The following is a 22,170-nucleotide window of genomic DNA, read 5'->3' as shown; positions in this document are numbered from 1 at the left end:
AAAAAACAGCTAGGCGATAGTCGCACTCGGCGACCGCGCGCCGCGGACCGTCCCGGTCGCTCACCACGAGGGACCAAGAGAACAGGAATCTGTATAGAATATATATTACTAGATGATGTTGGCGGCAATAAATTATATGCCATGTGACGGAGTTGACATCCTCATATGGAAGTGGTTAGAAACGTGCGAGAACTCACGGCGGTTCTCGAACAGTTTTCGGAGACGACGGGAGAGATTCACGGGCTGGAACTGACCAGCGGGGACGAGCCGAGCGAAAACGGCACAACGGCTTCGGTCACCGTCGAGTACGACCTCGCGTCAGCGTGCGCGGTCGACCCGGACCGACTCTCCGTGTCGTCGCCGGCGGCGTCGATGACCGACGGCCGACTTCGACTCGAACTCGACGTGGCGCTCGCTCCCCCGGCGACCGAAGACGCCGGACAGGAGTCGGTATCGGCTGAACACGCCGGCACCGACGGCGACCCCGAACCGGCGGACGCGCCGGTCGCTCGAGCCGACGGTTCCGGGGCGCGCGGCTCGACGGGTAGCGCCCCCGTCGCATCGGTCGTGTCGCCACCGACGATGGAGTTCGCGGTCCCGACGGCGAGAGACGAGCCGTCGGAGGACGACCAACCCACATCCGTATCGACGGACGACCCCATCGAGGCGGATACAGAGACGGACGCGAATACGGCTACAGAGACGAGCCCGGACACGGAGACGGACGCGGACACCGGTACGAAGACAGAGACGAGCCCGACCGCCGCGACAGACGCCGACTCGGTACCCGCACACCACGACCCCGTTCGGCTTCGGGAGGCGTACGAGACCTGCGAGACGTTCAAGGAGATGACCGACGCGCTCGGCGTCGACGTGACTCCCCAGACCGTCCGCAACCAGATGATTCAACGCGGGATTCACGAGCCGGAGTCGTACGGCGAGTCGACCGGGTCGGGCGACGAGCCACGGCAACCGGAGCCGAGCGTCTCTGACGAGGACAGCACGAGTGGGACTGACCAGTCTCCCAAGGTGGGTACTGAAGATACCGACGACGCGGCGGTCGAACGTGACACGCCGGACGACGCCGAGACCGACGCGAACGACGAATCGAAGTCGGTGTCGGAATCGAAGCCGGACCCGAAGTCAGCGCCGAACCCGAAGTCGGAGTCGCAGTCTGACTCTGAGACGGACCCGGCCACGAACACGGAGCAGGTCGCGACGGAGACCGACGAGACGAGTACGACGGCCGAGGACGCGTCCACCGCGACTGACCTCCCGCCGCTTCCCGCGTCGGTGTCCTCGCTCGACTGTTCGACCGAAGACGTGTGTGCCGCCGTCGCGGGTGCGAAGACGCTGTACGAAGTCGAACGCCGTCTCGGCCTCGACCGCGCCGACGTTCGCGAGTTGCTGGCCGCGCTCGACCTTCTCGACCTCGTCACCGGACGGATGGCCCGGCGCGACCAATCGGCGGCGAGTCCCGACGACGTTCGAACGCGAGTGCATGCCGCGCTCGGCGGAGAGGGAGCATAACCCAACTCGTCACGATTCTCGACGCTTTCGTGGGAGGCCCGACGGATGTTGTGTTGCAGGTGCCCGACAGCCGCGTCTGAGCGCTGATGAATCGATTCGGTGACAGATGCGTCTCGGTGGACAGGTAGCCGAAGGGTGGTGGGGTCCCCCGAGTGGGGGAGGATGGAACGAGAACGAGGGCAACGCCACCAGCATCAGATGATGACGTTCCTGTTCTCGTACACGTTGTTTTGGTAGAGGGTGATATAGATTCGGAAAGTAGGTACTAATTGGAAGTACCGATAGTATGCTTCGTTTGGGGGAAAGAGAGAACGGTCTTCGGTGGGTCGACCACCGAACCGAGGAGGTGGAAACCGTTCTCAACTGGCAAGCAATTGGCCGATGGTGTTAAATATATCCATTCGTCCTACCACTGGTACGTACTGAAGACATGGCGACCGGTCTCCCGGTCGCCTCTGTTCGTGAACTCCCGGAACCCGACCCGACAACCACCCGACTGAAGTACGAATCGCTCCGTATCGTATGAACCTCCCTATCGCAGTTCTGTCACCTATATAACACACTTACCAGCGGTTATCACACCCGCCTCGGTGCGGACTGATGTGCCTCCGCACACACCATCACAGACAGTTCTCAGTCGTACTGTAACGGTGCTACTGGTGTTAGTACTCACGACCGCGACGTTTCCCGCCGGTGCGGCGGGCGTCGCGGCTGGGGAGGACGCGAGCGCACTCGACTCGAACGTCCAGTCGGCGATGAACGCGTCCGCTCCGACGGCCGTGACCATCACCGAACTCCAGTCGAACACGACCGACGGCGACGCCTCCGCCTACGCGGGGCAGTTCGTCAGCGTCGCCGGAACGGTGACGGCGACGAACGCCGACGGGTTCTTCGTGCAGAACGCCTCCGCGGCCGACGTGCGCCACAGCGCCGTCTACGTCTACGCGGGCGGGTCGTCGAATGCGACCCCCGGCGACGAGGTGCGCGTCGACGCGCCCGTCTCCGAGTACTACGGGATGACCCAACTCGACCTCGCCAACGACAGCGCCTCGCTGTCGACGACCGGCACCGGGGCGGTTCCCGAGGCGACCACGCTCGCGACGGCGAACGTCTCCCGAGAGTCCTACGAGGGCGTTCTCGTCAGCGTGCGCGACGTCGAGGTCACGGAAACCCCCGGCCAGTACGGCGAGTGGGCCGTCACCGACGGCTCCGGGCCGGTCGCCATCGACGACGCGACAACCGGCGACGACACCACGCCCGGCGAGGTCGGCGGTACCGCCGACGCCGTCGAAGGGCCGGTGTTCTACAGCTTCGAGGAGTACAAGATTCAGCCCGCGTCGGTGACGAATCTGACCGCTCCCGCGGGCGACGACGGCGGTAACGGCGGCGACGCCGGCAACGACACCGCGGGCGCGAACGCGACGACCATCACGCTCGTCGGCTTCAACGACATCGGCAAGGCGGCCGCCGGCTCCGGCGACGACAAACTCGGCCGGATGATTACGCTCATCAACCGCGAGCGCGCGAACGCCTCCGGTCCCGTCTTCGTGGCCGGCGGCGGCGACGAACTCAGCCCCCACGCCCTCCGCAACTACGACGGTCTGGAGCGCGGCTACGAGCCGCCGGTGACGGCGATGAACCTCATCGACCCCGACGCCGAGGTCGTCCAGAACCACGAACTCGACTACGACGAGGACGCGGGGGCGAACGACTTCGCCGTCTTCGAGGCCATCGCCAACGAGTCGACCTACCCGTGGCTCCTCGCCAACGTCGTCGACGAGGGGACCGGCGAGAACCTCCCCGGGACGCAGAACTACACCGTCGTCGAGCGCGGCGGCGTGAAAGTCGGCTTCTTCGGCCTGACCGACGAGGCCATCAACGCCAAGACCGACGGCGTCATCGAGCGCAACGGCTACACCGTCGTCGACCCGACGACCGCCGCCCAGCGAACCGTCGACACGCTCCGAAACGAGGAGGACGTGGACGTGGTCGTCGCGCTGGCCCCGGTCGGCATCCCGGACTCGAAGGACCTCGCGCGGAACGTCGACGGCATCGACGCGCTCGTCTCCGGCGACGACCAACAGCGCTACCCGCCGCAGACGACAAACGGCGTCCTCATCGGCGAGACCACCGGCAAGGCCAACGCCATCATGACGATGGAGCTGACCGTCGACAACGGGAGCGTGACCGACGCCTCCGGCGAACTCGTCGACGTGACGACCGACGTGCCGCGCAACGACTCGTGGCAGACGTACATCAACCCGCTCCGCGAGGACTATCTCAATACGAAGCTCGCGACCGCGGTCATGCCTGAGCACACGGGCGTCGGTTCCAGCTACACCGACGACTCCGCGACGGGCCACCTCGTCACCGACGGCGTCCGCGGCTACACCGGCGCAGACGTGGCCGTGACGAACGCCGGCGGCATCCGCGACACGCTCTACCCGAACGAGTACGCTGCGGGCGAGGAGTTCAACATCACCCGCGGGATGGTCACGTCGACGCTCTCGTTCGGCAACCACATCGTCGTGGTCGAGGTGACCGGCGCGGAACTCCGCGAGGTCGTCAAGAGCCAAATCACGCCGCTGGAGATGGACAACCAGTACGGCTCCCAGACCCAACAGCAGGTGAGCGGCGTCACCTTCGAGTGGGTGCCCCACACCGATAGCTCGTCGCCCGGCGAGGGCGACGCGACGATTCGCGACCTGACGGTGGACGGCGAACCCGTCAACGACTCGGCGACCTACACGCTCGCGACCAACTCCTACATCGCCGACGGCGGCAGCGGCTACCCGCTCGGCGACAAACCGCGCGTGTCGGTCTCCAACGAGACGACGATGGCCGACGGGGTCATCGGCTACCTGCAGAACCGCTCGACCATCGCGGCCGCCGAAGTCGACACCGAGTCCGACGACCGGATGCGCCGAGTCGACGCGGCGGTCGACGCCGACGCGGTCGACGTGGCGAGCGACGACGGCCAGACGACGGTTATCATCGCCGCGCCCTCGCGCGTGACTGGCGTGAGCGGAACCGCCGCCTTCGCCGGCCGAAGCGGCGGCTACGTCGAGACGACGAACGTCGCCTACGACGGCGCGAGCGGCACCGTCACGGTCACCGTGCCGACGAGCGACCTCGACGCCTTCGGGTCGTCGGTGACCGCGGCGGGGTCGGGCGTCGACCTCTACGTCGACTACACCGACAGCGCGTATTCGAGCCAGTACGAGAACTTCGACTCGGCGGTGCTGAACGCCGACCTCGACGGCGAGGCGACGACGACCGACCCGACGCCTGAACCGGCCGACGGCGTCGCGCTCGCGGTCGGCTCGGACGGCCAGTCCGTCCCCCTCGGCGACACCCGGACGTTCGACATCACCGCGAGCGACGCCGCCAGCGGCGTCGGCGCGTACGAACTGTCCCTCGCGGTCGGCGATTCGAGCGTGGCCCGCATCACGGACGTGCAGTTCTCCGAGGACCCCGGTTTCTCGGCGGTTAACGTCAGCGACGACGGGAGTACGGTCCACATCGAGGCCGCCGGTATCGACGCCGGCGACGGCGACGCAAACGACTCGCAGGTTCTGGCGACCGTGACGGTCGAGGGCGTCGCGCTCGGCGGCTCGACGGCGCTCGAACTGACCCCGACGGCGACCTACGACCCCGACGGCACGGCCTACGCGGTGTCGGACATCGACAACCGCCCCGTCAGCGTCGAACCCGGTGACCTCACCGGCAACGGCCGCACAATGGCCGACCACGACGGCGACGGCACCTTCGAGGACGTGAACGGCGACGGCAGCGTGAACGTCGTCGACGCCCAAGCGCTGTTCGTGAACCGCGACGCCGAGCCGGTCCAGTCGAGCATCCCCGCGTTCGACCTCAACGACGACGGTCGCGTCGACGTGGGCGACGTACAGCGGCTGTTCGCCTCGACGAATGTGTAAGCCGAACTCGAACTGGACCGGACGGACCGCACTCGCGGCGTTCGCGGCGCTCGTCTGTCTGAGCGCCGTCGCGCCGCCCGCGCTCGCCGCGACCGACACGACCGTCGGCTTCGACACCGACGCGGCGACCGTCGAACCCGACTCGACGCGGACGTTCGACATCGTCGTCGACAGTGTCGACGCCGGCGTCGGCGCGTACAACCTGACGGTCGAACTCGACGACGCGTCCGTCGGTCGCATCGCCGAGGTCGCCACACCCGACGGCACTGACCCGCGACTGCGAGACGTGTCGTACGACGAGAGTCGCACGGTCGCCTCGGTTCGCGTCGTCGGCCTCGATACCGACGACACTGGTTCGGTGGCCGTCGCGACCGTCACCGTCGAGACCGCCGACGCCACCGGCGACGGCGCGCTCGACGTGTCCGTGACTGCCCTCGGCGACGAGGTCGGGAACTCCTACACCGTCACCGACACGTCAGGACTCGACCTCTTCGTCTCGGAGTCGGCCGGCGGCGGGGGTTCCGACGGTGGTGGGGACACCGGCGACAACACCGGTGACTCGGACGACGATGGCGACGACACCGACGGCGGTTCGGACTCCGGGCCGGACGGCGATTCCGACGCGGACGACGAGTCGGACAATGCGACCGACCAGCCCGCGACAACCGAGTCGGCGTCCCAGTCACCCACGCCAACCGCGTCGACCGCGACTGACGACGCTGAGACGACCGCCAGCGCGACAGACACGCAGTCTGCAACCGCGACCGAGGCCACGACCGAGCGCCGGACCACGGCGACCGGCGTTCCCGGTTTCGGCGTCGCTCCCGCGGTCGCCGCCATCGCGACGCTCCTGCTCGGGGGCGCGCGCTGGGCGCGACACGAGGACTGAGCGAACGCGGGCCCTCGGGGGCCTGTGTCGAATCTTTATCCGTGTGGACGTCTAGCAGGGAGGTATGAACGGCCCGGACACCGCGGACGAAACGAGCTTCTATCTCGACTACGAGCTACAGGTCGACGCGACCCGCGACGCCGTAGCGAAGCTCGCTCGTGAGGTCCTCCAGTACGAGTGGGCCGACTACCTCCGCGCCTCGCCTCCGGAGGGTCCCCACACGTGGCACGCCCTCGACTCGGGGAAGCCGTGGGGCCGCGTCACGCCTACGGCGTGGGAGCGCGGCCGCGACCACGGGTACGACCTCCACTTCGAACACTACCCGACGCCGCGCGCCCTCCAGCGCGGACAGTTCCGCCTCGAACTCCACCTCGAAGACGGCATCCACGGCGACGCCGACTTCTCGGGGGACTCCCCGTACGCGTCGCTTCGCGAGCGACTCGTCACGGCGCTCGACGAGGTGCGCGACGAACACGACGACCTCCCCGCCGGCGAGTTCGGCACCGGGCGGACGCTCTGGCGGGTCGACTCCCACTTCCTCGCGGGCGACACCGTTGCCTACTACGAGGCGCTCCGCGAGGCGCTGTCGGCCCACGACGCGTTCGTCGACGCCGCGGCGACCGTCCTCGACGACGAACTCCCCGAGCGCGACCCGTTCGAGCGCGACTGACGCGCCGAGCGGGAGGCTCGACGACCGGGACGTGCTGACCGACGCGAAGCTCGACGAGTGGCGACGCCAACGACTCGGGAGCGAGTCAAACGCTCCGTCGGGCCTCGCCTCGGACTCCCCCGGCTCCTGTCTCGTCGGTACCGCTTCGGCCAGTTCGAAGGAGACTGGAGGAAAAAGTGAACAATCAACCCGACAATACCACTATATAGCTACATTTCAATAGCGTATCTCCGAAACGTCGAAAGAACTATATCGTTAACCGTGCGTTAGTGAAACGATGGCACAAGCACTCGAGGTCGCCCCGCACGTGATCACGGAGGGGTCGACCATCCGGCATTCGACGCTGTGTACGGAACAGACGGTGGTGGAAATCGAAGACGAGACCGTCCGGACGATGTACGACGACGAGGAGTTCGTCTACCCGCGCGAGCAGCTCGCGGTCGACCTCTCGGTCGGTCGGTTCGAAGTCGTCTCCTGACCCCGCCTTCGGGACGGCACGGGCCACCGTCTCGGCTTCCGTCGTCGCTCACGGTTCCCGCGAATCCATCCGGCCCGCTTCGGTCCCCGTTTTCGTCGTTCTACGCGACTCGCCCGTCGCCTCCCGACTCGCGAGCGACCCCGCCGCAGCGCGTCTCGAAAATCCAGACGGTTCGACTGCCGACACTATTTTCACGGCCCACATGAATCTCCCGCCGTGTCCTCCGCAGACCCTCCGCGCTCGCCGGGAACGCTCGCCGTGAGCGCCAAAGAGACCGGCCAATCCCTGTACGAACGGGCGTACAACACGCTGTTGACGGGCGTGGCGATCATGATCCCCATCGTCATCACGCTGTACGTCCTGCGCGTCGGTATCGACTTCGTCAGAAACGCCCTCGAACCGTTCATCGACCTGCTTCGTTGGGCGGGCATCATCAGCCGCTTCGAGAGCGTCGAATTCATCACGCTCCTCATCGACCTCGGTATCTACTCGTTCGTCGTCGACTTCTTCACCGAACTGGTCGCCCTGCTCGTCCTCTTCGCCATCGTCGCGGTCGTGGGGACCGTCGGCCGCAACCAGTACGGCGAGAAAATCATCGGCGTATTCGACCTCGTCATCTCCTCGATTCCGGGTATCGGCACGGTGTACAAGAGCTTCCGCCGCATGGGCGACGTGGTCCTCGACGAGGGGGCCGACGAGTTCCAGGACGTGAAACTCGTCCAGTGTTTCGACGACGACGTGTACGTGCTCGGCTTCCAGACGGGCGGTTCCCCGGCGACCATCGAACAGTCGACCGGCCATAAAGAGATGGTCTCGATGTTTCTCCCGCTCGCGCCGAACCCCGTCACCGGTGGCCTACTCACCTACATCCCCGCCGACGACGTGTACGACATCGACATGACCGTCGAGGAGGGCGTCCGGAGCATCCTCACGAGCGGCGTCGCGACCGACGAGGATTCGGGCGCGCTCGGGGTGAACATGTCCGAACTCCGCGGCACGGAGCGGTTACAGGACATCCGCGAGTCGATGATTACGAGGGAGCGAAAAGAAAACCGGGACTGACCGGGCGTCTCTCCCGGGACCGTTGGCGGGTGGCTGTCCACCGCGGTGACCGCGTGTGTTGTCCCCGACGCCACCTTCCGTTCCGATGACAGACCGCTCGCCTCCCACCCCAAATCTGTCAGCGTATCTAATGTTTATATGTCTGCTCTGCGAAGTGTGGTGTGATAGCTCATGGCACCGCCACCACGGGTTCTCGTCTACGGACCACCGCCAGAGCGTGCCTGGCATCCGCGGAGCGACGTCGAAATCCGATACGTGACGGAGACCGAAGCGCTTCGCCGGCTCGCGGCGTCGAAAGACCCGACAGTCGTCGTCTGTCTCCACGCACCACCGTCTTACCGCGGCGGAGTCGCCACGCGCGTTACCCGACGCGTCGACGATTCCCAACCGGTCGTCGTCACCGGCTGGGAGACCGCTCGTTCGCCCAGACTCGCGCCGGTCGATTCTGACCTCGTGAAGACGGTCGGCCTCCCGGACGACGAACCGCTCCCGGAAGCGCTGTTCGACGTCGTCGACAAGGTCGGTGCGCGACTCGCAGTCCACGCGTGACGCGGCAATCGCTCGCTCCGTTCAGCGACCGCTGAGTAGCGCGAGTTCGAACCGACAGACGGTGGTGGCAACCCTTCGACCGACCGTAACAATTAGCATGGTTGATTCTTCTTGTCATATCGTGAACGTCGGAGTAATCACGTGTTCACACGGCGATTCACGGCAGTACGACGCGTGAGGGGCTGCTGCCGACCGCTCCCAGGGATGCGGGTTCGATCAATCCACGCCGTGGGTGAACCGTGATGGTTCGACGGACAAACCGACAACAACCATGAGCTCTTCGAACACGCCCGGTTCAACGCGAGTCGTCTGGACAGCGTCCACCCGCTTGGGGGGGACGATATGACACTGAAAACGCGACACAGTTGCCTTTTGTTGCTGATTCTCGCGGTCGCCGTCGCCCCGGGGGTGACTGCGGCGGCGGGGTCGACTGACGTCGCACTCGATCCGACGAGCCAGACGGTCGAGAACGGCGAGGCGGCGACGTTCGACGTGGTCGTGACGAACGCCTCCGGCGGCGTCGGCGCGGCCAACATCACGTTCTCGGTCGCCAACGACACCGCGGCTATCACGCAGGTCGCGTTCAGCCACGAGACGGTGGCGAACACCACGACGTACGCGAGTGACAACAGTTCCGCGACGCTCACCGGCTACGGGCTCGATACGAACCAGACCGGCCAGGTGGTCGTCGCCACCGTCACTGTCGAAGGGAACGCGACGAGCACGGCCGAAACCACGGTCACGCCCGAGGTCAACGCGCTGGGCGACGAGGACGGCAACGACTACACGGTCGGTGAGGAACAGTCCGCACAACTCGAGGTGACAACCTCGTCGTCGGGCGGCGGCGGTGACGGCGACGACGGGGACGACGGGGACGACAGCGACAGCGGCGGTGGCTCCGGTGACGGCGGCGACGGCGACACGGCGTCGACGACCGTCACGAACTTCTCCGTCGCGACGACCGACGTCGAAACCGGCGAGAGCGTCGAAGCCACGGCGACCGTCCTGAACGACGGCGACGTGACGACGAACGCGACGGTCAACCTCACGGTCGACGGCACGGTTCGAACGACGAAGACCGTCGCCGACCTCGAACCCGGCAACGAGTCGGCCGTCGTGTTCCTCCCGGTGTTCGAGCAGGCGGGAACGTACAACCTCACTGTCGGCGGCGAGTCTGTGGCGGTCACGGTCGCCGAGCCGACCACGACCTCCGACCCGGTGACGACCGAGACGCCGACGGAGACGGAGAGCCAAGCGCCAGGGTTCGGCGTGTTGTCGGCGCTCGTCTCGCTGGTCGCGCTCGTCGGTGCGGCGCGTCTGCGGGCTCAGTAACTCGCGTTCGACTCGCTCACTTCCCGAGTGAACGGTCGGGAGTCGAAGCGTCGACGCTCAGCCGCTTTTTCGAGTTCGACAGCGCGCTCCCGAGCTTCGGAGTCTCCGTGAGCACGCCGTTTGACCGGGGTGTCAGCGGAACCACACACACTTAATGTGAGCGCTCGCGAGTCTCGCGATAGAGAACACTAATGGGCTACCGTCGAGCGCTTTCGTTCAGTTGGGAGACGCGCGACACACTCGCCGTGCTCGTTATCGCCCTCACCGTCTCTTTTCTCGTCGGTGCCGCCATTCTCGGCGTCTCGCTCGGCCAGCAGACGACGACCATCTCCGACGAGTTCGGGACGAGCTATCACGTCGAGCGCGTTGACTCCCCGTCGAGTGTCGCGGACGCGAGCGGGTCCGACCCCGAAGTCCGACTCGTCTTCGTTGGGGCGACCGTCGACGGGAGGCCCGCGACGGTTGTCGGCGTCCCGCCGGGCGTCTCAGAACTCACCGTCCGGGGGCAAACAATCGACTTCCCCCGTCCGGACCCCGGAACGCTCGCCGTCGTCGGCGGACCGCCCGCCGGCGAGACCGTCTCGCTCGCAACGGACGAGACGGCGACGTCGGTCACGGTTACGGACCGCTCTGGCCATCAGGTCCTCCGAGACGGCTGGTATCTCACCCGCGCCGAGACGCTTTCAGCGTTCGAGGCGACCGAGGTGGTCACCATCGAGCAGACCGACGGCGCACCGGCGACGCCGCTGTTGTCGGCGCTCCAGTTTTTCGTCCGCGGGACCGACCAACTGGTCCGCCTACTCCAACTCGCAACGCTCGCGAGCGGCATCCTCGTCGGGGTGACGACGTACAGCGTCATCCGACTCACGGTCAAGGAGCGACGGCCGGATATCGCCGTGCTCCGTTCGACGGGCGCGACGCCGCGGCAAATCGTCGGCGTGTACACCCTCCGCGCCATCACGCTCGCGGCCGTCGGACTGGCGCTCGGATACAGCATCGGCGTCATCCTCGTCCGGGCGGTTCTGAACGCGGCGGTTTACGCCGGGCTCCCAACCTCGCTCGCGCTCGCGCTCACGCCGGCGGTCGTCCAACTGCTCGGACTGGCGACGGCCGTGCTGCTCGTCGCCGGCGTCGTCGCCGGCCTGACAGCGTCGTACCCAGAAGCGACGAAACCGCTGGACCGGCTGTCGTCGCCGGGTCAGCCGACCGCCGACGACTCGCGGTCGCCGTTCACGCGACTGTTCGAGACGCGACTGCTCGGGTGGGAGGCGACCGTGCCCACCGTCGCGACGCTGAGCGTGTTCATGGGCGTGGTGCTGTTGCTGTCGGCCGTCATCGGCGCGGTCGGCCCGCTGTCGGGCGTCGGCCAGCAGACGATTACCGAACCGGACGCACCGCACCCCATCGCCAGTAACGTCCCGGAGTCGTACGCGTCCGCGCTCCGCAGTCAGGGCGTCGCGGTCAGTCCGGAGATTCTCCTCTTCGAGGTGTACCGCAGTACGCCGTTCGTCGCGCGGGGGGTGAACTACTCCGCGTACGAGTCGTTGGCGCACACGGCGCTGACGACGGGACGGGAACCGACCGGCGACGACGAGGCGCTCATCGGGGCAAGTCTCGCCGAGGCGACTGGCCTCGCGGTCGGCGACACGCTCGTTCTCGGGGGCAGCACGACGCCCGGCATCACGCGAATCGAAATCGTCGGGCAGTTCGCGGGTACCGGCGTCCAAGACGACCAACTCCTCGTCTCGCTCGATACCGCTCGTCACCTCACGACGACTGGGCGAGACGGGGTTCAGTTCATCAGAACCAGCGGCCTCGCCAGCGGAGACGCGAACACGTCGACAATCGTGGTGACGGACGCGACAGTCACCCGTCGAGATGGGCAGTTCGGCGTCGCTATCGAAGCAACGAACCTCGGGCTGAGCGACGCCTCGCGGTCCGTCTCGGTCACGCTCGGAGACGCGACGGCGGAGGCCTCCTTGTCCGTGCCCAGTCGCCGGTCGAAGACGACGTTCGTCGCGTTCGAGACACCTCCCGCGGGGACCGTCTCCCTCTCCGTGGCCGACGTAACGAAGTCGGTGACGGTCGACGAGCGAGGCCGCGTCGTCGAGTCGCTCGGCGTGAGCGTTCCCGCGTCGATACCTGTCGGGGGCGCGCCGCGAATCAGCGTCTCGCGGGGCGGCGAGCCGGTCGCAAACGCGACGATTTCGGTCGATGGCCAGCGCCGAACGACGGACGCGAGCGGGACGACTCGCGTCCGATTCAACGAGACGGGGACGTACGTCGTGTCCGCGCGTGCCGGTTCCCAACAGCGTAACACGACGGTGACCGTCTCCGAGGACGCGACTCGTCGGCCGGTCCAGACGCTCTCTCTCTCGCCACAGACGCCGACGCTGTTCACGTCACCGACGGTGACGGCGCGGCTCACCAACCCGTGGACACAGCGACTGAACACGACCGTGACTATTCGGGGTCCGGGGAGGGACGTCGAACGAGCCGTCTCGCTCGCGCCGGGCGGGAGCCGTCGCGTCTCGGCGACTCTCCCACAGCGCCCGGCCGGAGCGTACACCGTCTCGTCGCAGGTCGGTGCGAGCGAACCGGCCACGCTCACGTATCGCGTCCGCGGCGACGAGCGGTTGGCGACCGCGCTCGCGGGGAGCGGTCGCTACACGAGCGGTGGCGGCATCGCGCAGGCGATTCAGCTCGTCTTCGGGAACCTCGAAGTGCTCCTCGCCGCGGTCGTCGCGCTGGTGAGCCTCATGACCGTCGGGAGCACGACCGCGGCGTTCACGCGGAGCACCTACGGCGTTCGGAAGACCATCGGCGTGTACCGCGCGACCGGGGCGCGTCGGACCGACATCCTCCGGCTCGTCCTCTTCGACACGCTCAAAGTCGGCCTCGTCGCTTCGGCTGTCGCGTTCGTCATCGCCACCGCGGCCGTGACGGCGCTGCTGTCGGTCGGCGAACTCCGCGTGTTCGGCGTGGCGCTCACGCCGGCGTTCTCGCCCGGTGTCATCGCCGGGATGGTGTTCGCGGGCCTCGGGCTCGCGGTCACGAGCGCCTGTCTCGCGACGGGCTATCTGTTGCTTCAGGACCCCGCGGCACTCTTAGTGGATAGACATATACCGACGCCCGAGGGAGAGGGTAGTATCACCAATGAGTAACGGACGCCGCCGCGGATTCGTGATTCTCATCGCGGGTGTCGCCCTCGCGTTCGCCCTCCGTGCTCTCCCGCTTTATTGGAGCGGCCTTCCATCGACGCTCGACGGATTCGACTACGCGTGGTTAGCGAAGACGACCACGGAGACGGGGTCGATTCCGCTCACCCAGCGCGCTGACAACCTCGTGTTCAGCACGTACCTGAGCGTCGTGTCGCTGGTCACCGACGCCGTTCCCGTCCGTGCGATTCAGCCGCTCGCGACCGTCGTCGGCGGAGTTATCTGTTTTGTCGGTGGCGTCGTCGCTCGCCGCGTGCTCCGCGACAGCGGGTCGAGCGACGGGACCGCCACCGCGGTCGGTGCGGTGACGGCGACGCTCCTCGCCGTCCAAGGGTTGTTCCTCCGTCGGACCACGGTTCCCGACGAGGAAATTCTCGGCATTCTCCTCGTGATTACGCTCGCGTTCTGCCTGCACCTCGCGTTACGGAGTCGGCTTCGGCGGTGGTGGCTCGTCGTCGGGCTCTTGCTCGTCGTGTTCCCGATGACCCACACGTTTTCGACGTTTATCGCCGCGCTCGTCGTGACCGCGCTCGTCGTGCGCCACGTCTCCGTTCGACTGTCGCTCCGTTCGGTGCTCGGCCCGGGCGCGCTCGCGGTCGCTTTCTGGGCGTACATGTTCTCGTACTACCGCTTCGCCGAGTCGTCGACGACGCTCAGCGTTCCGTACGTGAACCGGGTCATGGCCTATCCCGGGCTCTTTCTCGCGTGGCTCATCCTTCTCGCCATCGGCATCGTGTGGGTCCAACAGACCGGTCGGCGGGTCAAACAGGTCTCGTACCTCGCCGTCGTCGGGTCGTTCTTCGGAATCGTCGGACTCAACGCCGTCTCACCGATATTCCCGGGGACGACCCAGACGCCGCCGCTCATCTTGGGGCTCGTCGCGATTCTCGGCGTGTTCGCGGTGACCGCCGCCTTCGGACTCGAACTGTTCGAGTCGTACCGCGGCGGCGCGATACCGACGGCGATGTTCCTCGCGCCGGTCACCATCATCGGGTTCGGACTCACCGCGTCGCTCACGCCCGAGTACTACGACACGGTCATGCGCGCGCAGACGTTCCTGCACGTCCCGGCGGCGATGCTCGTCGGAGTCGTTCTCGTGCGCCTCCTACAAGGTGTCTCGCGGGCGACCGCCGGGCGCACGCTTCGGCTCGCGCTCGTCGCGCTCGTACTCGTCTCGACGCTCGCGACCGCGCCGCTCGCGTACCTCACGATGGACACCGCGACCGTCCCGACCACGACGTACGAGTCCGAGTTCGAGGGCGTCCGATTTGCCTCCACACACACCGACGCGCCGTGGGTGAGCGACCACTCGCTGACGCGGGTCGGAGCGCATTACTTCAAGGCGCAGGTCGGCTACAGCGCCGTCGCGAACTGGCTCTCCGGCGGGCCGAGCCCGGACTGTCTCGTCATCTCACAGCGCTCGTGGACGACGACCGGTGCGCACCTCTTCCCGAACGCACCGGAGACCGTCTCGGCGACTGCGTACGCCGAGTGGACCGCGACGCGGAACGTCGTCTACGCCAACACCGGGAACGACCCCGTGGTGGTGTCTCGACCGGTCGGGAACGCGACGTGTGCGGCCGCGACGAACCGAACGGTCTGACCGAGCACCCATACACTATACATACGTGAAGCATGAAGGGAGCATATCGATGACGGGCCCCGTACTGCGCGGCGATTCGCTCACCGTCGAACGCGGTGACTCCACCATTCTCGCGGACGTCTCCATCACCGTCGAGCCTGACACGTCCCTCCTCATTCAAGGCCCGAGCGGTGCCGGGAAGACGACGCTGTTCAACGTCCTCGGACTGCTCAGTACCCCGACCAGCGGCTCGCTCTACGTCCACGGCGACGACACGAGCGCGCTCCCCGAACGAAAACGCGCCGTGTTACGTCGGGACGCGCTCGGGTTCGTGTTCCAGGACTTCCAGCTTATCCCGGACCTGACCGCGTGGGATAACGCCGCGCTGCCGCAGGACCACACCCGGAGCCGAGACGAGGCGTGGCTCGACACGCTGTTCGACGCCCTCGACATCTTGGACCTCAAAGACCAGTATCCGGCGACGCTCAGCGGTGGGGAGAAACAGCGCGTCGCCATCGCCCGCGCCCTCGCGAACCGACCGGACGTCGTCTTCGCCGACGAGCCGACGGGGCAACTCGACCCCGAAACCGCAGCGCGCGTCCTCGACCTCCTGTTCCGCGTCAAGGACCAGACGGACACCGCGCTCGTCGTTATCAGTCACGACCCCACGCTGTCCGACCAGTTCGAAGAGACGCACGTGCTGATAGACGGCTCGCTCCGCCGGAAACCGGACGAGTTCATCCGTCAATGATCCTCCTCGGATAACATGCGCTATGCGACAGCGCTCCTCTCGAGGTGGTCGCGCCGCGAGTGGCTGAGCATCGCGGTCGTCGCCGTCACGACGGCGTTTCTCCTCGGTTCCGCGCTGTTGTTGCTCACGGCGGCCACCTACACCGGCACCCTCAGTTCCGACCTCTCGAGTTCGGCGACGGTCACCTACGAGCAGTCGTACGACGACGCCGTTGCGGCCGCGTCCGCCGACGAGGTCGTCATCGCGGTCACGACCGTCTCGCTCCCCGACGGCGAGACGCATCGCGTCGTCGGGATACCGCCGGACGCGCCGCGAACGATTTCGGGCGCGTCGGTCTCGTGGCAAGCCGCGACGCTTCCGAGACCGCCGAAAGAGGGTGTCTCGGCCCCGGTATCGACGGTCCAGCGGGTGGCGCTAGCCGGGCCTGACAACACCGTTTCGACGTCCGTCTCGCCGCACCGCGTCGACGAGACGCTGTTTCCCGAGTCGTGGTACGTCGCCGACACCGACACCGTCCAGCGGTTGGGGACCAGTGGTGCCTTGGTGTTCGACACCGGGAGTTCGAACGCTCCGTCGTCACCGACGACCGTCCCGCTCATCGCGGCGCTCCCGTTTCTGGCGGGCGGTATCACGCAGGTCGTCCGGACGCTCTCGGTCGCCGCGTTCGCCGGCGGGCTGTTGATTCTCGTCGTCGTGTACAACGTGACGAAGATGTCGATTCGGGACCGGACCCGTCTCATCGGCGTCGCCCGCGCGACCGGGGCGTCGCCGCAGCGCATCCTCTCGATTATCCTCGGGCGCGTGCTGTCGCTCACGTTCGTCGGCGTCGCGTTGGGATACGCCCTCGGCGTAATCGTGACCAACGGCGTCGTCAACGCCGCGACGTACGTGGGCCTCCCGGTGTCGATTCAGACGAACGTGACCGCGGATATCGCGTTTTCGCTCATCGGCATCGCCGGGTTCCTCCTCGTGATGGGGCTGCTCGCTGGGGTCCTCGCGGCGCTTCCGGTCGTCCGCGGCGACCCGAGGTTCGACCAAACGCACCGGGCCACCAGTCGATGGCCACAGCCGATTCGCCGATTCCAAGCGGTCGCCTCGCCGACGCTCGTCGATTGGCGGGCCTTCACCCCGACGGCGGCGACGCTCGCCGTCTTCATGCTCATCATCCTGCTGACGGGGTCGATTGGCGGCGCGCTCGCTCCGCTCGCCACAACGTCGAGCGGCACCGTCGTCGAGAGCGGTGCCGCACACCCCCTCAACAGCCGCATCGACGAGAACTACGCGACGGTCCTCCGCTCGTACGGTATCACGGCAAGTCCGGAGGTCATCTACGCGCAGACCCGAGGCCGGGCGCCGTACCTCGTCCGCGGGGCGAACTACACCGCGTTTAGCTCGGTTACCGACGCGTCGTTAGTCGCGGGGACGGCCCCACAGCGCGCCGACGAGGCCGTCGTCGGGACCGACCTCGCACGGACGCTCGGACTCGAGGTCGGAGAGACGGTGACGCTCGGGGGGAGCGTCACGCCCGGCGTCAGACGCGTCACAATCGTCGGGACGTTCACCGGAAGCGGCGTGACGAACGACCAGCTCGTCGTCCCGCTCGAGACGACACAGCCGCTGGCGACGGGTCCCGGAACGGTCCACCTGATTCGGACGAGAAACGCCTCGTCGAGGCTCGCGTCCCTGCAGAACCGCTCGTCGGGACTGCTCGTGACGAGCCTCTCCGGACCGTCAGAGGTCCGGACGAACGCGACGTATCGCTTCGGCGCGACGGTTCGAAACCTCGGGTCCACCACCGCGAGTGAAACGGTTACGCTCCGCGCGGGGAACCGAACGCTCGAACGAGATGTGACGCTCGGGAGCGACGAATCGACTCGAATCTCGTTCGAGACGAGCTTCCAGACCGCGGGGACGTACGAACTCGCGACCGACGGCGTCACGCGCTCGGTGACGGTGTACCGGCCGAACACGCTTCAGCTCCCGTCCGAGTATCCGACTCGAGCGCCGCCCGGTTCCACCCTCGTCGTGCCGGCGACGACGCCGAACGAGTCCGTGGTCTCCGGCGTGACCGTCACGCTCGACGGCCGGAGTGCGACGACCGACGCCCGCGGCGGCGTGCCCATCCGCGTTCCCGAAGAGCCGGGTATGTACACGCTCCGGCTCTCGAAAGACGGCTACGTGGCCGAAGAACACACGCTCACCGTGGAACGCGGCGCGCCGCAGCGCCTCGGCGGGCGGCTGACGGTCTCACCGTCGACCGGATCGCGACTCACGAATCCGACGGTGACCGCACGCGTCGCCAACCCGTGGGGTCGCTTCCTCGTCCGCAACCTCACCCTCGTTTCGCCGGGTGGGACACAGACGCGGACCGTCGAACTGACCGCCGGAAACGTCTCGGAGATCGAACTGTCGGCGTCCGAGGTCGGGCTCGGTGACGACCCGCCGCCGGGGTCGTACGACCTCCGACTGGTCGTCGACGGGACGGTCATCTCGACGGCGACCTACCGCGTCACCGGCGACGAGCGCGTCGCGGCGACGCTCAGCAGTCGCGGCGAGTACACCGAGGGGACCGGTATCGGACGGGCCATCGAGAACGTCTTCGGGAACGTGCAGTTGCTGTTCGTCGTGCTCGTGTCGCTCGCCGGGTTGAGCACCATCGGCGGTACGACCGCGACGTTCGCGCAGGCGGTGCACGCCAACCGTCGCGTCATCGGCATCTACCGCGCGACCGGCGCGAGCAGGCGACGTGTTCTCGCCCTCCTCGCGGCCGACGCCGTCCGTCTCGCGATTCCCGCGGCGGTCCTCTCGTTCGGCCTCGCGGCGGCGCTCCTGTGGGTGCTCGCGCGGGTCGACGTGCTCGTGGTCTTCGGGATTCGACTCGCCGTCCCCGTTACCCCGTTGCTGGTCGGCGTGTCCGCCCTCGGCGCGGTCTGCCTCGCGGTCTGTAGCGCCGTCATCGCGGCGACGCCGTTCGTTCGGTTCGACGTCGGGCGGTTGCTCCACCGCTGATTGTTCGACTCGTCATGAAAATGCACTTACCCCAGACGGGTGTAGGGAGCGCATATGCACTCGTCCCGTGCCCTCCTCTTGGCGCTCGTGTTGGTGTGTTCGACGGTCGCTCCGTTGACGGCCGCACAGAGCGCCGACTACGACGTCGACATCGACGACGACCTCGATATCCCCGACCGAACGATTTCGACGCAGTGGGGAGACCAGACCATCGAAGCCATCGGCAGCGCGTCCGAGGATGGGACGGTCTCCGTTTCGGCCGACGGACCGTCCGGTGACTCGTACTCCATCCGCGTCGTCGACAGTCAACAGCGACTCCGCGACAACCAATACGTCGACGGCGGCGGCTCCGCCTCGGCGTCGTTCTCGCTCGACCGCTACGACCCCGGTACGTACGCAATCGCGCTCACGAACGGAACTGACACCGTCTACGCGGTCGAACCGTTCGTCATCAACGGGTTCGACGTCGAACAGACCGCGGCGGACCGCGTCGAAGCGGACGACGAACTCCTCGTGGAAGTGAACCTCTCCAAGGTCAGCAACGACGTTGAGTCGCCGCCGGCCGGTGTCGAAGTCGTACTCGGGAACGAGTCGACCTCCGTCCGCACGACCGCGACCCAACAGACGGGACTGAACTACACGGCGAGAGTCGATGTCGGGTCGCTCTCGACGGGCGACTATCGCCTCTATTCGGCTGCCCAGACCGGCGACGAAGTGTTCGGTGAGCCCGAGCTCGTCGCGGTGAGCGGAACCCAGTCGGTGAGTGTCGTCGAGGAGGGGTCGCTCCAGGACTCGGATTCGACGGACGAATCCGACGACACGACGACCGAAGAGCCGACCGAGACCGACACGACGACCGAAACCAACGAGTCGACCACATCCAACACGACGGCAGGGTCCTCCGGTGGAAGTTCGGCGGAGACGACTGACTCGCCGACGCCCACGGGTGACGCAGACGACGCAGACGACGGGAACGATGCGGACGAGGCCGACCAGTCGTCTTCGACGACGGAACCCACCGGCTCGACCGGAACAGAGAGTTCGACGCAGACCGCAACACCGACGACGTCGAGACAATCCGCGACAGATACCACGACCGAAACCGCCGCGCCGCTCTGGGGCCCGGTCGGGATTGCGCTGGTCTGTGTCGTCGGTCTCGTCGGCGTCAGTCTCCTCCGTCGGCGGTCGTAATCGAGACGGCCGGCTGCGCCCCTCGCGTGTTTTTCTTTACGTTCCTCTACGAACCATTCGACAATGGCTCCCTCCGCTACGCGTCGCCGCTTCATCGCTGCTGTCCCCTTCGTTACTCTCGGAGCAGGCTGTCTGGGTTCTCCCCCGCTTCGTGATGAACCATCGTCGCCACGTGTCGGCCTCGGGAAGATCAGCGTGCTCAACGTCCGGGAGGCTCAGACTACTGCCGACATCACTGTTCTCAGAGACGGCCACTCTGTGTACGAACAATCGCACACGCTCGAAGGCATCGAGGGAAACAGCGCTGATATGGTTGAAGTCATTGAATCGTGGATGGGGCAGCATGTCACCTACGAGATTACGGTGACTGCACGGAATCCTCGAGTCGAGGCCACCTTCTCAACATCGGACGTGGACCAATTAGTCGATGACTGGGGCGAAAACGAGTGCTTTCAGGTACAGTTCGATATCGCTCGCGGAGAGATTCGAACGTTGTTCGGTGCTATGGATACCTGTCAGCCGTCATCCTCTCGTTCGATGGGGCCGGGTGACAGACCGACTCCGCGCAGGTAACCGGGGAAGTACTGTTCGGTAAACTCGTGCCCGCTATTCACCACGGACTCAACAAACGCTCCGTAACGACGGATTTCAACAGCGCCGTGCATGGCTGTCCGTTTCGGGAGCGAGTCGTCCGCGCAGACCGAACAAAAAAGAACCGAGAACCGTGACGCGAGTTATTCGCGTCGCACCGCGATGAGCGCGATTGCGACGAGCGCAATCAGCGCGGCGGTGACGCCGAAGCCGGGGATGACCGAGTCAGTCGTCGTCGGCTCTCCGGTCGTCGTCTCGTCGTCGAAGCCGGGCGTTCCGTCGTCGGACGTGGTGGTGTCGTCACCATCGTCGTCGGACGTGGTGGTGTCACCACCGTCGTCCGCCGTCGTCGTCACGGCCTGCGTCGACGTCACGGCGAAGTACGAGAAGCCGGGCGTATCGACTTCCAGCACGACCCGTCCGTCGCCCTCGCTCACGACGCGCGTGTCGAGGGTCTCCCACTCACCGCTTTCGTCGTTGTAGCGTTCGACTGCGAGGTCCTGTGCCGTAATTCCGAGTTCGTCAAGCCGGTCCTGTCTCACGCTCAGCGTTATCGTCGACGGCGAATCGCTGAGGGAGTTCGGGACGTCGATTTGGACGTAGCCGATCGCGGCGTTCGACGGTCGACCGACCGTTCCGGGGAGGCTCGTCCGCTCGCGGACGATGACCTCGCCGGTTCCTTGGCTGCCGAACGCCACGTCGACGTTCGTCACAGTGGCACCGTCCGGGAGCGACGCGCTGACCTGCGAACCGTAGAAGAGCCGGACGCTCTCGTAGGTTCCGCTGTTCGGAACGGATCCGCCGCCACCGCCGCCACCGCCGCTCGACGGTGCTTCGGTGGTCGGCGTCGACGGCGTCGGCGTCGATGGGGTCGGCGTACTGCCGTCGACGTTGTTCACATCGACGGTCGTCGTGTCGCCGCTGTGCGACAGGAGGTTTCCTCTCGTGTCCGTGATCGATTCGACGGTGACGTCGATGGACGCGGCGGTGTCGCTCCCGACGGACTGCGCGCTCACCGTCAGGTCCGCGAGCGAGACGTTTCCGGTCGAGCCGGCGGTCTCACCCGTGTACCCGACGACGGTGATCTTTCCGTTGCCGTGGTCGGTCGTCTCCACGTTGAACCGGGAGTTCCCGGCGACCGAGACGTCGACCAAGCTGTCGTCGTAGCTGATGTTCAGTTCGTACGACCCGATACCGTCCGCGTCCTCGACGTTGTACGCAGTTAGCGTCGCCGTCGAGTCCGCAGAGCGTTCGTCGAGCGAGCCGACGGCGTCGACCGAGACGGTCTTGGCCGTCGCGGCACCCGCACCACCGACGCCGACTGCACTGACGAGCATGGCGGCGCACATCGCTACTGCGAGTAGCTGTTTCGTGTTCATG

Annotated in this window: 14 protein-coding genes; 13 read left to right on the top strand and 1 reads right to left on the bottom strand. The window is 66.6% G+C overall.

Annotated features, from left to right (window positions below; all coding sequences use genetic code 11):
* Positions 1-165 precede the first annotated feature (165 nt).
* From C457_RS15100 to C457_RS15040, 13 genes are all read left to right on the top strand, one after another.
* Positions 166-1,530: a hypothetical protein gene (locus C457_RS15100; protein ID WP_008095964.1), complete on the top strand. Its 1,365-nt coding sequence runs from the start codon at positions 166-168 to the stop codon at positions 1,528-1,530.
* A gap of 659 nt (positions 1,531-2,189) precedes the next feature.
* Complete coding sequence (locus C457_RS15095; RefSeq protein ID WP_008095963.1) at positions 2,190-5,468, top strand: 5'-nucleotidase C-terminal domain-containing protein; 3,279 nt, start codon at positions 2,190-2,192, stop codon at positions 5,466-5,468.
* Positions 5,461-6,357, top strand: a complete 897-nt coding sequence (locus C457_RS15090) for a hypothetical protein (RefSeq protein ID WP_008095961.1) — start codon at positions 5,461-5,463, stop codon at positions 6,355-6,357. The genes C457_RS15095 and C457_RS15090 overlap by 8 nt, the downstream gene beginning before the upstream one ends.
* A 64-nt stretch (positions 6,358-6,421) precedes the next feature.
* Positions 6,422-7,027 (top strand): hypothetical protein, encoded by a 606-nt coding sequence (locus C457_RS15085; RefSeq protein ID WP_008095959.1) that lies wholly within the window; start codon positions 6,422-6,424, stop codon positions 7,025-7,027.
* Between the two features lie 277 nt (positions 7,028-7,304).
* Positions 7,305-7,505, top strand: coding sequence for a hypothetical protein (locus tag C457_RS15080; RefSeq protein ID WP_008095956.1), 201 nt, complete (start codon positions 7,305-7,307; stop codon positions 7,503-7,505).
* A gap of 258 nt (positions 7,506-7,763) precedes the next feature.
* Positions 7,764-8,567 carry a DUF502 domain-containing protein gene (locus C457_RS15075; protein WP_008095955.1) on the top strand — a complete coding sequence of 268 codons (804 nt, stop codon included), beginning with the start codon at positions 7,764-7,766 and terminating at the stop codon, positions 8,565-8,567.
* A 255-nt stretch (positions 8,568-8,822) separates the two neighbouring features.
* Positions 8,823-9,116 carry a hypothetical protein gene (locus C457_RS15070; RefSeq protein WP_008095952.1) on the top strand — a complete coding sequence of 98 codons (294 nt, stop codon included), beginning with the start codon at positions 8,823-8,825 and terminating at the stop codon, positions 9,114-9,116.
* Between the two features lie 342 nt (positions 9,117-9,458).
* Positions 9,459-10,448, top strand: a complete 990-nt coding sequence (locus C457_RS15065; protein ID WP_049913622.1) for a CARDB domain-containing protein — start codon at positions 9,459-9,461, stop codon at positions 10,446-10,448.
* A 191-nt stretch (positions 10,449-10,639) separates the two neighbouring features.
* Complete coding sequence (locus C457_RS15060; protein WP_008095949.1) at positions 10,640-13,612, top strand: ABC transporter permease; 2,973 nt, start codon at positions 10,640-10,642, stop codon at positions 13,610-13,612.
* Positions 13,605-15,269, top strand: coding sequence for a hypothetical protein (locus C457_RS15055; protein ID WP_233517256.1), 1,665 nt, complete (start codon positions 13,605-13,607; stop codon positions 15,267-15,269). The genes C457_RS15060 and C457_RS15055 overlap by 8 nt, the downstream gene beginning before the upstream one ends.
* A 49-nt stretch (positions 15,270-15,318) precedes the next feature.
* Positions 15,319-15,999, top strand: coding sequence for an ABC transporter ATP-binding protein (locus C457_RS15050; protein ID WP_008095945.1), 681 nt, complete (start codon positions 15,319-15,321; stop codon positions 15,997-15,999).
* A gap of 15 nt (positions 16,000-16,014) precedes the next feature.
* Positions 16,015-19,008 carry an FtsX-like permease family protein gene (locus tag C457_RS15045; RefSeq protein WP_008095944.1) on the top strand — a complete coding sequence of 998 codons (2,994 nt, stop codon included), beginning with the start codon at positions 16,015-16,017 and terminating at the stop codon, positions 19,006-19,008.
* 54 nt (positions 19,009-19,062) lie between these two features.
* The gene (locus C457_RS15040; RefSeq protein ID WP_008095943.1) at positions 19,063-20,199 is read left to right on the top strand and encodes a hypothetical protein; all 1,137 of its coding nucleotides are present in this window, start codon (positions 19,063-19,065) and stop codon (positions 20,197-20,199) included.
* A gap of 734 nt (positions 20,200-20,933) precedes the next feature.
* Here C457_RS15040 and C457_RS15030 read toward each other — a convergent pair.
* Positions 20,934-22,169: a PGF-pre-PGF domain-containing protein gene (locus tag C457_RS15030; RefSeq protein ID WP_239640763.1), complete on the bottom strand. Its 1,236-nt coding sequence runs from the start codon at positions 22,167-22,169 to the stop codon at positions 20,934-20,936.
* Position 22,170 lies beyond the last annotated feature (1 nt).

The organism is Haloferax prahovense DSM 18310, assembly GCF_000336815.1.
GTDB classification, from domain to species: Archaea; Halobacteriota; Halobacteria; order Halobacteriales; family Haloferacaceae; genus Haloferax; species Haloferax prahovense.
This window is presented reverse-complemented; position numbering and strand designations above follow the sequence as displayed.